The organism is Tumebacillus lipolyticus, assembly GCF_042682745.1.
GTDB classification, from domain to species: domain Bacteria; phylum Bacillota; class Bacilli; order Tumebacillales; family Tumebacillaceae; genus Tumebacillus_A; species Tumebacillus_A lipolyticus.
In genome coordinates, this window is record NZ_JBHUIO010000011.1 from 544,837 (window position 1) to 555,116 (window position 10,280).

Consider the following 10,280-nt stretch of genomic DNA (forward strand, 5'->3'; position numbering starts at 1 on the left):
GTCAGACGGCTCCTTGCGAACTGTCGCCTTTGACCGCTTTCCAGATCGTCCAGCGATCCTGCTCCCAGACTTCCTGCACCCCGATTTGCAGCAGGCGGTCTTGGATGTGCGCGACCAGCTCCTGCAACTCCGGGTCGCTCAGCTCATGCAAGATCGATCGTCCCGAGCGGGTCAGCAGATCGACCGCCAACTCCTCCAGATCCGGATAGACTTTGCGCGTCTCCCAGAGCTGATGCTCCTCGACCACCGAGAAGCCGGCCGCTCGCAGGCTGTCGATCATCAGCTCGCTCTTGTGACGCCTGCCGACCTCCCGTTCGACCAACCGCGGATACAGCTCAAAGAAATAGCCGCGCAGATGCGTCTCACTGCCCGGCAGCAAGCAGTCTTCCGGCGTGCGATTTTGAACGAGCAACACACCTGCCGGCCGCAGGATGCGGTGCGCCTCGGCGAAGCAGTCGAGCAGTTGCTCGTCCTGCAGATGGTGGGTCAGCGCGCGCTGCAAGACCAGATCGGCAGACCGATCGGACAGTCCGGTCGCCAGCGCATGACCGCTCAGATAGGAGATCTGTGGGTAGCCGTCCGTCTGCGAGCGGGCGCCCTTCAGCATCTCGCTGGAAAAATCGATGCCCGTCACGCGCTCCGCCCCCAGATGGGCGAGCGTCCGCGTGTAGATTCCGCCCCCACAGCCGATGTCTACAGCATCTGTTCCGCGCACCTCGACGAGCTTTTCGATCATCGCCGTCCACGAAACATCCACGAGACGACGCGCGTATGAAAAACGGTTTTTCTCCGCATGAAAATTTATCGCCATGATACGTCCCCTCCGCATGTGATCCGATACTTGATTCTATCCTCTTAGTTTACCACTTTCAGGAACAAAAAAGATACGGACATCTCCAGCGGATGTCCGTATCTTTTCAGCTTATTTGTGCGGGATCGATCGGTTGAACTCCGACCGCTCGACCAGCCGATAGATGAAGCGAGTGACCAGACATCCGATCATCCAGAGGATGCCAGCCGCCAAGCCGCCGATCGACGAGGAGAGCGAATGAGCGCCGACCAGCACAGAGCAGAGCGGTGCGCTGATGATCAGCGCGAACGAGACCAGCAGCCCGAGCATGCGCGCCCAGCGAGACTTCTGCGTTTGCCAGACCAGATAGGCGAGCGATGTGTAGAGCAGGATGGCAGCCATCACCTGACCGCTGGGCAGCGTCTTCAGGGTCAGCGTGTTGCCCGTCACCTCCAGCAACAGCTCCACCGTCGACTCGACCGAGCCCGGCATAAAATATTGAAACGATACCTGGATCAGCAGAACTCCGATCACCAGCCCGGCGAACAGGCGCATCTTGGCATGTTTGCGCAGATGGAACAGCAGCACGAACGAGACGAACAGATAGCCTGCGATCACCACCGGGATCGAGAACGCAAAGTCGAGCACTTTGGCAGGAGAACCCCATGCCGGATGCAACGTCTGCTGCACCCACAGGATCGTCGTCTCGTCAAAGTTTTTCAGCAGATCGGAGACCACATCGCCCGCAAATGCGGCGATGATCAGCGAGAGCAGGATGCCGACGATCAGAAACAGCACGCCACGGCGAGATCCCCGCTTGAACGGCGCGAGAAAATCTGTGCGGAAAAAGTTGACCAAGCCGATCAGCCTCTCGCGCAGCCAGGTGCCGCGCTGCGATTTTAAATAATACCAGAGCACGATCAGCGCCACGATGACGAGCAGGCCGATCAGCACCTTCATCTCCAAGCCCTCCGGGATGGTGATCACGCCGATCTTGCGCACGATCAGCACCAGTCCGAAAAAGCGGATGCCCCGGCCGATCAGCGCCCCGATCATTAGCGGGATGCGGCGCATCTTGAACACGCCGGCGGCGATGGTGAACAGCTTGAAGGGAAGCGGGATCAAACCTGCGACGACGATCGCCCAGATGCCGAAGCGATAGAACATCCGCTGAACCTTTTCCAGCCTGGACTCCGACATGAACTTGCGCAGGATTGGATAGCCCGCTTTCGATCCGATCAGGTGTCCGAACTGCGAGCCGATCACCGAGCCGGCCACCGCGATCGCGCCATAGAGAAATCCGAGGTCTGGCGATGCTCCGGTGAGCGGGATCAAGATCAAATCTGGTGCGACGGGGAGAAATGAAGCTTCAGCGAGTGAGACGATCAACAAACCGATCCAACCATAGTTCATCAACAGATCCATGATCCAATGGAACATAATCACCCCCCCCTCCTATGCGCTTTTTCTATTGTGACGGTCTAGTGCGAACAGAACCGAAATCGACACATTCCTTCATACATTGTACCATTTTTCACGGAGCCTATACAGCCGAACCGCGCATTCTTTTGTGTTACAATTATCCTTGGGAAATAGCCTTCCCAATCTGGATCGGAAGGATGAACCGCCATGAGTCGAAGAATCGAGAAAGTGGATGTCTGCATCGGCAACCTGGACAAGGGCACCGAGTGGGTCATCGAAAGGTTGAAAGAGGAGTTCCCCGACCTGAAAGGCCAACGCTGGGGTTGTCTCGGCAACTGCGGTGAATGTTACAAACGACCGTTTCTGCTCGCCGAGGATCGCTGGCTGTACGAAGCGGCGACCAAAGAAGAACTCCTTGAAAAAATTCGTCCTGATCTGAATATAGTAGATTCCTCCAAGTAGTATGACAAGAAACCACCTGTCCGCGCTGAGACAGGTGGTTTTTTGCAGTTAGATCGCCAGTTCTGACGTCTCCGTCTGCACGATGCGCGCTTTGACTTTTGAGACGAGTCGACCTTGGATGAAGCCGAAGACAGACTTTTGCAAGATCAGATCCATCACCGCTCCCACCGCGCTCGGCGTGAGGTCAGCTTTCGGCTCAGGGATGGTGATCTTCACCTTCTTGTTCATGTCGGTCAGAAAGAACAGTTCGAGTTCTCGTTTCATCTTCTAGCACCTCCTCTTTTTTCTGCGATCACATGCGGATCAGATCTTCGCGGTCGACGCGCTGGATCGAGCTCAGCCGCCACGACGACAGCGATGCGAGCGCCTCGCCCACTTCGTACAGATCGGTCGCGTTCACGGTCGGCAGGATGCGCGGATACGACTTGTCTTTGTACACCGCGTTCCCCTCCTGATCCACCCCTGTCTGCAGGCGCAGCACCATGCTGGAAAACCCTTTGTTGATGTCGATCATCCGAATCCCTCCTCGGCAGTTTGTCGAAGCTCTTCTTGAGCCTCACACCTTCTCTATGCGGCCAAGCGGGCCGATCGGGGACAACGTCTAAAAAAATGAAAAACCCCAGCCGAGAGAGACCCGACTGGGGTTTGCTGAAACAGGTGTTAGCAGCCACCCGCTCCTGCGCCGTAACCATAGCCCGGAACGAGCAGGAAGAACAGAACGAAGATGATCAGAAACACAACCGCCCAACGGGTGTATGCGCCAAACGCTCCGTACATCGAACAAACCCCCCTTTCAAGCATGGGTTTTGTCGCAACTCAAGACTTTGCCCTGAGTGATAGTACAGTAGATGCAGTTGTCCTGCTTTTCGTTCGCGACAGCTGCCCCGTTCCTCGCAAAATTGGACGAATGGTGTCCCCGTCCTCGCTCGATCCTCCCCTTGCGCCCCGCCATCCCCTCGCGGTGCTAGTCGTTGAGGTAGGCGAGCACGCCTGCCACCAGCACCTGCACCCCGAGCGGCAACACGCGCTCGTCGATGTCGAACGCAGGGTGGTGCACATTGTAGCTCTCCACGAGTGGCTGCGGATGCTTGCAACCTAAAAATGTGAAGCAGCCGGGCACCTTTTGCAGAAAATAGGCGAAATCTTCACCGCTCATCTGCGGCGGTGCGTCTAACACCCTCGCTGCTCCGAACATGTCGATGCAAACTTTGCGCATCAGCGACACCGCCTCGCGATCGTTGACCAGCACCGGGTACTTGAACTGGTAATCGAGCTCAGCAGACGCGCCAAAAGATGCTGCGATCCCGCTGGCGATGCTCTCGATGCGCTTGGGCATCTCCTCGCGCAAGAGCGGGTCGAACGTGCGAACCGTCCCGGTCAGCTCGACCGCATCTGCGATCACATTGCTCTTGGTGCCGCCTCTGATCGTGCCGATCGACAGCACGGCCGTCTGCGTGGGATCGACAGCGCGCGAGACCACCTGTTGCAAGGCGGTGACCACTTGGGCTGCGATCGGGATCGCATCGATCGCCATGTGCGGATAGGCGCCGTGGCCGCCCTTCCCTCTGATCGTCAGGGTGAACTCGTCAGCAGATGCCATCGCAGGGCCTGGGGAGACGGCGACGATGCCAGCAGGAGCGACCGGAGCCATGTGGATGCCAAACGCCATGTCCACCCCGTCCAGCACGCCCGCTTCGATCATCGGCGCCGCACCGCCCGGCCCTTCCTCCGCCGGCTGAAAGATAAACAGAACATCGCCCGCCAATTGATCGCGCAATTCTGATAACAGAGTAGCTGCGCCGAGCACGATCGTCGTGTGCGCATCATGACCGCAGGCGTGCATGACGCCAGGCACGGTGCTCGCATAGTCGCACGTCTTCAGATCTTGGATCGGCAGCGCATCCATATCGGCGCGCAACGCGACCGTCTTGCCGCTCTTCGCGCCGCGCAGTCGCCCGACCACCCCGGTCTTGGCGATGCCCGTCTCCACCTCAAGCCCCAGCTCGCGCAGCCAATCGGCCACGACCTTGCTCGTCCGCACCTCTTCAAACCCCAGCTCTGGATGACGGTGCAGATCTCGCCTCGTCTCGACCAGCTTCGGGTACAGCTCACCAATCCTTTGCCCCATCCACTCTTTCATATGCTCCACCCCTTCTCGTTCCTGCTTCACCTTCTGCCTTACTAATTCGAAAGCGATAGAAAAAGACCTCCTGTGCGGGAGGTCTTTCGGTCTTTGCTCATTTTATTGCGCTTTGCAAGCGTTGACAAACGCTTCGAACAGCCGCAGAACTGCGCTGTCTTTGCGCCACATGTTTTCCGGATGCCATTGCACGCCGACCAGGAACGGTCCGTCCTGGCGCTCGATCGCTTCGATCACTCCGTCCTCCGCGACGCCGGACACGACCAGTCCGGGCGCCACATCGCGCACCGCTTGGTGATGATAGGTGTTGGTGCGGATGCTGATCGCGCCGAAGATCTCATGGAGCTGCGAGCCTGCGGTGATGTTCACATGGTGAGCGCCAAACCAGCGCGGCGCATTTTGGTTGTGCTGAATCAGTTCGCCAACCTTTTGAGAGGGCAGGTCTTGGTAGATCGTTCCCCCCATCAGGACGTTGATCACCTGAACGCCTCTGCAGATGCCGAGCACCGGCTTTCCCTGATCTTGCATTTCGTCAAACAAGATCGTCTCCAGCCAGTCGCGCTCTGGGCACATCTCGCCGTTGCCGGGAACCGGTTGCTCGCCGAACAGGGTGGGGTCCATATCGACCCCGCCGCCGAGCAGCAGACCGTCCAGCTTTTGTGCCAACGCGCGGACATGCTCTTCCTTCTCCAAAAAGGGGATGGCGAGCGGAATGGCGCCCGCCTCTGCCAGCGCGTTCGTATATCCTTCGCCGACGAACACGCCCGACACTTCCCGCGAAAGGGGATGCAGATACCCAGTGACCCCGATGAGTGGTTTCATAGTTGTCGCTCCTTCTCTCACGCTCGCAAAACGGTTCGCAGGGATTACTCAGCCCACGAATCGAGGTAGCGCGCTTGCTCTTCCGACAGGGTGTCGATGCCCACACCCCACGTTTTCAGGCGCAGGTTCGCCACATATTTGTCCATCTCTTCCGGCACGGTGTAGACGTGCGGTTCGAGGTTTTTGCCTTCTTCGACGATCCAGCGCAGACCCATCGCCTGCAGGGCGAACGTCATGTCCATCACTTCGGCCGGATGTCCATCGCCAGCTGCGAGGTTGACCAGGCGTCCTTCTGCCAACAGGAAGACGCGACGGCCGTCCGCGAAGGTGAACTCTTCGATGTTTTTGCGCACTTCGCGCACGTTGGTGGAGAGCGCGTGCAGATCCGGCTTGGAGATCTCCACATCGAAGTGGCCTGCGTTGCAGAGGATCGCTCCGTCCTTCATCACTTCGAACGCCTCTTTGGTGATGCAATCTTTGTTGCCGGTGACGGTGACGAAGAAGTCGCCGTGCTTCGCCGCTTCGACGATCGGCATCACCTCATGGCCGTCCATGATCGCTTCCACCGCTTTGATCGGATCGATCTCGGTGACGATGACGCGCGCGCCCAGACCTTTCGCCCGCATCGCGACGCCCTTGCCGCACCAGCCGTAGCCGACGACGACAGCCGTCTTGCCCGACACGACGAGGTTGGTCGTGCGCATGATGCCATCCCAGACCGATTGTCCAGTCCCGTAGCGGTTGTCGAACAGGTATTTGCAGAACGCATCGTTGACTGCGACCATCGGGAATTTCAATGCGCCTTCCTTGTCCAAGGACTTCAGGCGCAGGATGCCGGTCGTCGTCTCTTCACAGCCGCCGACGATGCTCTCCATCAGCTCTTTGCGGCTCGGGTCGCTGTGCAGGGTGGACACGAGGTCGCCGCCGTCGTCGATGATCGCGTCCGGCTTGAAGTCGAGCGCCTTGTTGATGTGATCCATGTACTCCTCATGCGAGCAGCCGTGGATCGCATAGCAGGTCACGCCGCGCTCGACGAGCGCCGCCACGACATCATCTTGGGTGGAGAGGACGTTCGATGCGCACATCGCAACATCGGCGCCGCCCGCTTTGATCAGCAGGCCGAGATAAGCGGTCTTCGCCTCCAAGTGCAAGCAGATGACGATGCGCTTGCCTTTGAACGGTTGTTCCTGTTCAAACTGTTCTTTCAGCGTATTCAACAGGGGCATGTGTTGCGCCACCCAGTCGATCTTCAGATGACCGGACGGAGCGAGGTTGATGTCTTTAATGATCGAATTACCGATTGCAGTGGACAAGAAAAATCACCTCTATGTAAATGATTTGGAGTACCGAAAATATCAATTACCATTATACTACATGACGCTAAAAATCGCGAAGTGAATTAATCAGGGAAAACTCGCGTTTCACAGCCGGTCTGAAGCGCCTTCCCCCACTCGCCGCAAACACCCTTTCGCCAGCATCATGTCCTTGCTCACTCACGCGCCATCCGATCGATCGAGCCCGCATTTGCGCAGCAGCCGCTCTCGGCGATGGGCCAGCTCTCGAAGCTCCTCCTCCAGGCTGAGCGAGCGCAAGGCGGAGCGCCTGTTTTGCACGATCTCGATCGTCTCGGTCGTGAGCAGCAGCGCCCGCCGATGTTCACGCGCCTTGTGCTCATAGTATTTGGCGAGCTCGATGCGCGGCGCCGTCTGCCACATCCCGCCACCGTCGAGCAGCTCCTGCCACAGGAGGACTGCCCGCTCATACAGCCCGCGCCGCTTGTAGATCAGCGAAAGTTTCCACAGCGCTTCCCGCACATAGTCCTGCTCTTCCATCTGCGACACTTTGACCAGACAGGCCTCGCTCGAATCCCCCTGCTCCCACTCCGCATACCAGCGGGACAGCCCGAACAGCTCCTCAGGATGGGTCGCGCGGTGCAACGGCTCGTCGACCAGCAGGCCGATATGAGCGGACAGCGTGGCCAAAGTTAATATATCGTGGACGTTGTGCGTGAAAATTCCGGTCAACCGCCGCGCATCGCCGTCCGTCTGGTAGGCGAAGTAAAGCTCTGGCGCCATCTTCCCCGGCGTGTCATCCACTCTGGCAAACCCGAGCACCTCCTGTTCCAAAGTGATCAGCTTGCAGTTGGCGATCACCTTCTTCCACAGGCGACGGGCAGGCGGCAACAGGTCGAGATGGAGCATCGGTGGAAGCGGAAGCCTCGCCAGCGTGAAGCGGGTCTCCAACAGCTTCCAGTCAAACCCTTTTCCGTTGAAGGACACCATCGCTCGAAACCTGCCGAGCAGTTCGGAGAGCGCGTAGAGCAGCGCCCGCTCCTCCGCATAATTTCGCAAGAAGAACTGCCGCACGACAAATTCATCATCCTCATAGAAGCCGATCCCGAACAGAAAGATAAAGTTCCCCGCTCCCGACCCGAGTCCGGTCGTCTCCGTGTCGAAGAAGCAGACCTCCTGCCAGTCGACCGGCTCCTCCTTGATCTTGCACACCTGATACAGCACAGCGAGCGGAAGGTGGCGCGTGCGAGCCAGCGGATAGTGACCGTGTGACGAGAGCACATCGAAGCGCACATCTCGGCAATAGCACCGCCCATACGGCGTCTCCAGCTCCATGCCTGGCAGCGCCCGCTCGACCGCGCTCTCCGGCAACTCGCCCGACAGCGACTCCGCCTCCGCCACCAGCTCGTCGAGCGTCGTCTCTCCCCCGCCGAGCGCCATCTCCTTCTTATAGCTTTGCAACCGATCCCGCAAGCTACGCATCCAATCCCTCCTCTCGGCTCAGTTTTTGTGCGATCACTGTCGTTTCATAGTTGGATATATGCTACTACAAATAAAACCCCTTTGGCAATCAAGCCAAAGGGTCATATTTGAGCCGGATATAGAGGTCGAAAACAGAGGAGCGCCTACCCTTTCCTTTTTGCAGAACTTCCAATTCTACTCTGTTAAACACATTTAGCAACAGAATGTTTTTTCTGGCCCTACTGTTCAAGCGATGATATACGTTGATCAAACTGGAAATACTCTCTTGCACTTTATTCACATTAATTTCCACTTTCTTCTCTTCCCGTATTTCATGTAGACTGAGGTACTTTTTTTGTTTTTCCAGATCTTCCAATTCAACCTGGTACTTTGCTTTTCGATCTTCAAATTCCTGTTTGCTGACCGTCCCATCAATGACTAAATCATATGCACGTTCCAATTTCTGTTGTACTGTGTCTTGATGCTGTTGGAGTTGCTCAATCAGTCTCGCCGAGTTGATGCAATCATTGCTGGAGCTCCCTTCTATTGTTGTTTCTATCCCCTTTTTGAGTTGTGCTTGATCCAACACAAATTGATTTAGGATCTCAATCAATCTTGTTTCTACATCTCGATACTTCACATACACGCCACACATACAGCGTAAAAATTCCTTCTCATAGATGGAACTTCCCCCATTCTTCTTCTCATAACGCTGAACAGAATATTGCCGCACCATCTTCTTCCCACAATTATGACAAGAGATCAATGAAGCAAGTTCACACAGCGAAAAGTCTGTAGTCACCGACTGTTTAGATTTGGTATCTTTCAAACGATTCTGACAGGACTGCCATGTTTCATCGTCAATAATTGATTCGTGAGCCTGTTCAACTACGATCCATTCCTCCTTTGGACGCATCACAACTTTACCATTTCTTTTTTCAGTCATCCGAAAATTGACCTGCCCAATGTATACAGGTTTCTTTAACATTCGATGAATTACTTCTGGTTGCCAATTTTGCTTGCCAGTAGCTGTACGTATCTCAAGTTTCCTTAAGTGAGTGGCGATAGAATAGTATCCCATTTTTTGATGGGCATATAGGTCGAAAATCAAACGAACAACTTCAGCTTGATCTTCTTCAAGTTCCAATTTTTGAGTTTTCTCGTTGAATTTATAACCAAAGGGAACAGTACCAGCCATCCACTTCCCCTGCATAGAGTAATTGTAACGTGCTCCCATCAAACGCTCCCTTGTTGTCTCAAATTCCTCCCGCGACAGGAACAGTTCGAATCGAATTTGACGTAGATCTGATGGGTTCTTAGGGTCATAGATTTTATATGGTGTGATGATAAAGATTCGGCACTGTTGCAGCATGTCATAAATACGCCCCATGTCCGTATAGCTCCCACGACCCATACGACTGATTTCTTTGACGGCAATTGCATTCCACTTTCCAATCTGCAATTCTTCAATGATTTCTTTAAAAATGGGTCGAGTATCAATTTTGTCACCTGATCCAATCTCAAAACGTTGCTCGTATGGAACTCCCCATTCGGCCAACACGCGATTCATTAACTGCTTCTGTTCAGACAGTGTATCTTCACCCGTTCTCCGTTCTCTTTCTTCGTCCTGTCTGGAACGTCTTATGTAGTTGATAATAGCCGTGATTTCTCTAGGCAGTTTAGACACTCCAAAATCACCTCTTTTTTAGTAGTAGCTATATGTAAGCACGATCAAAAAAATCGCTCTTTGGCGTTGGACAGTCACTAAGATAAACTCGTCTCCAAGTTCCAGCAGCTCTTCTCTTGAGACCCAATGTGGACGAAAAAACACCTCCCACGCACGGAAGGTGTCCAGTCGATGTATAAATATTCATTTTTAGGAAGAAATAAC

Annotated in this window: 10 protein-coding genes; 1 reads left to right on the top strand and 9 read right to left on the bottom strand. The window is 55.5% G+C overall.

Features of this window, described 5'->3' with window-relative positions; all coding sequences use genetic code 11:
• Position 1: 1 nt before the first annotated feature.
• Both ACFSOY_RS18890 and ACFSOY_RS18895 read right to left on the bottom strand, forming a co-directional pair.
• Positions 2–811 (bottom strand): class I SAM-dependent methyltransferase, encoded by an 810-nt coding sequence (locus tag ACFSOY_RS18890; protein WP_386049342.1) that lies wholly within the window; start codon positions 809–811, stop codon positions 2–4.
• A gap of 111 nt (positions 812–922) precedes the next feature.
• Complete coding sequence (locus ACFSOY_RS18895) at positions 923–2,230, bottom strand: VTT domain-containing protein (protein ID WP_386049344.1); 1,308 nt, start codon at positions 2,228–2,230, stop codon at positions 923–925.
• A gap of 189 nt (positions 2,231–2,419) precedes the next feature.
• Between ACFSOY_RS18895 and ACFSOY_RS18900 the strand changes: the two genes are divergently transcribed.
• The gene (locus ACFSOY_RS18900) at positions 2,420–2,674 is read left to right on the top strand and encodes a YuzB family protein (protein WP_386049347.1); all 255 of its coding nucleotides are present in this window, start codon (positions 2,420–2,422) and stop codon (positions 2,672–2,674) included.
• 48 nt (positions 2,675–2,722) lie between these two features.
• On the opposite strand, the gene ACFSOY_RS18905 is transcribed toward ACFSOY_RS18900, so the two are convergent.
• The 7 genes from ACFSOY_RS18905 to ACFSOY_RS18935 all read right to left on the bottom strand — a co-directional run bounded on the left by ACFSOY_RS18905 (position 2,723) and on the right by ACFSOY_RS18935 (position 10,076).
• Positions 2,723–2,938: a DUF2922 domain-containing protein gene (locus ACFSOY_RS18905; RefSeq protein WP_386049349.1), complete on the bottom strand. Its 216-nt coding sequence runs from the start codon at positions 2,936–2,938 to the stop codon at positions 2,723–2,725.
• A 28-nt stretch (positions 2,939–2,966) separates the two neighbouring features.
• Positions 2,967–3,188 (bottom strand): DUF1659 domain-containing protein, encoded by a 222-nt coding sequence (locus ACFSOY_RS18910; protein ID WP_386049351.1) that lies wholly within the window; start codon positions 3,186–3,188, stop codon positions 2,967–2,969.
• 450 nt (positions 3,189–3,638) lie between these two features.
• The gene (locus ACFSOY_RS18915) at positions 3,639–4,814 is read right to left on the bottom strand and encodes a M20 metallopeptidase family protein (RefSeq protein WP_386049352.1); all 1,176 of its coding nucleotides are present in this window, start codon (positions 4,812–4,814) and stop codon (positions 3,639–3,641) included.
• Positions 4,815–4,916: 102 nt separating this feature from the next.
• On the bottom strand, positions 4,917–5,636 hold the full coding sequence (locus tag ACFSOY_RS18920) for a gamma-glutamyl-gamma-aminobutyrate hydrolase family protein (RefSeq protein WP_386049354.1): 720 nt from the start codon (positions 5,634–5,636) through the stop codon (positions 4,917–4,919).
• Positions 5,637–5,680: 44 nt separating this feature from the next.
• Positions 5,681–6,949 carry an adenosylhomocysteinase gene (locus ACFSOY_RS18925; RefSeq protein WP_386049356.1) on the bottom strand — a complete coding sequence of 423 codons (1,269 nt, stop codon included), beginning with the start codon at positions 6,947–6,949 and terminating at the stop codon, positions 5,681–5,683.
• A 180-nt stretch (positions 6,950–7,129) separates the two neighbouring features.
• Positions 7,130–8,410, bottom strand: coding sequence for a ribonuclease H-like domain-containing protein (locus ACFSOY_RS18930; protein WP_386049358.1), 1,281 nt, complete (start codon positions 8,408–8,410; stop codon positions 7,130–7,132).
• 88 nt (positions 8,411–8,498) lie between these two features.
• Complete coding sequence (locus ACFSOY_RS18935; protein ID WP_386049359.1) at positions 8,499–10,076, bottom strand: recombinase family protein; 1,578 nt, start codon at positions 10,074–10,076, stop codon at positions 8,499–8,501.
• Positions 10,077–10,280 lie beyond the last annotated feature (204 nt).

Coding starts and splice junctions, on each gene's coding strand:
- ACFSOY_RS18915 (WP_386049352.1), bottom strand. CDS start 4,814: ATGAAAGAGTGGATGGGGCAAAGGATTGGTGAGCTGTACCCGAAGCTG.
- ACFSOY_RS18890 (WP_386049342.1), bottom strand. CDS start 811: ATGGCGATAAATTTTCATGCGGAGAAAAACCGTTTTTCATACGCGCGT.
- ACFSOY_RS18930 (WP_386049358.1), bottom strand. CDS start 8,410: ATGCGTAGCTTGCGGGATCGGTTGCAAAGCTATAAGAAGGAGATGGCG.
- ACFSOY_RS18900 (WP_386049347.1), top strand. CDS start 2,420: ATGAGTCGAAGAATCGAGAAAGTGGATGTCTGCATCGGCAACCTGGAC.
- ACFSOY_RS18905 (WP_386049349.1), bottom strand. CDS start 2,938: ATGAAACGAGAACTCGAACTGTTCTTTCTGACCGACATGAACAAGAAG.
- ACFSOY_RS18895 (WP_386049344.1), bottom strand. CDS start 2,230: ATGTTCCATTGGATCATGGATCTGTTGATGAACTATGGTTGGATCGGT.
- ACFSOY_RS18920 (WP_386049354.1), bottom strand. CDS start 5,636: ATGAAACCACTCATCGGGGTCACTGGGTATCTGCATCCCCTTTCGCGG.
- ACFSOY_RS18910 (WP_386049351.1), bottom strand. CDS start 3,188: ATGATCGACATCAACAAAGGGTTTTCCAGCATGGTGCTGCGCCTGCAG.